General features: G+C 67.5%; 1 protein-coding gene. It reads left to right on the plus strand.

Annotated elements, in window-relative coordinates:
- On the plus strand, positions 1 to 641 hold a 641-nt coding region (locus MHZ35_RS18240; RefSeq protein WP_446741080.1), incomplete at its 5' end, for a phage major capsid protein.
- Positions 642 to 776 lie beyond the last annotated feature (135 nt).

Consider the following 776-nt stretch of genomic DNA (forward strand, 5'->3'; position numbering starts at 1 on the left):
CGACCAAGGGCAACATCATCAACCTGTCGCGCCAGGCGATCGTCAATGACGACATGGAGGTGTTCTCCGGTCTCGCCGTCGATCTCGGCCGGGCCGCCAAGCTGACGATCGAGATCGACGTGTTCGCGCTGCTCAACAGCAATCCGATCATGAACGACGGGAAGCCGCTATTCCACGCCGACCACGGCAACCTCGCGGCGGCCGGCGCCGCGCCCTCGGTCGCCGCGTTCGACGCGATCCGGGTGGCAATGGCGCAGCAGAAGGACGTCAGCGGAAACGAGTTCCTCGACATCCGTCCGTCCATCCTGCTGCTCGCCCTCGCGCTGGGCGGCGCTGCCCGCGTGATCAACGGCAGCCAGTACGATCCGGACGCCGTGAACAAGCTGCAGCGGCCGAACATCGTCAACGGCATGTTCGAGGACATCGTCGACAGCCCGCGCCTGTCGGGCACCGCCTACTACGCCTTCGCGGATCCGAACGTCGCGCCGGCGATCGAGGTGGTGTTCCTCAACGGCGTGACCGAGCCGTTCACCGACAGCCAGGACGGCTGGCGCGTCGATGGTGTCGAGTGGAAGGTCCGCCACGATTACGGCGTTGGCGCCGTGAACTGGCGCTCCGCCTACAAGCAGCCCGGCGCCTGAGGCCCGCGCACCCATGAACCTGCGGCAGGGCCGGCTGCGGCCGCCCTGACCGCTTCAGGAGAACAGCCATGAAGTTCGTGAAGCTGCTGACCGCAGCGCACGTCGCGGGCGTGCTGCGGCACCCCCACGAGGGTG

Source organism: Sphingomonas sp. ACRSK, from assembly GCF_022346685.1.
Taxonomy (GTDB): Bacteria; Pseudomonadota; Alphaproteobacteria; order Sphingomonadales; family Sphingomonadaceae; genus Sphingomonas; species Sphingomonas molluscorum.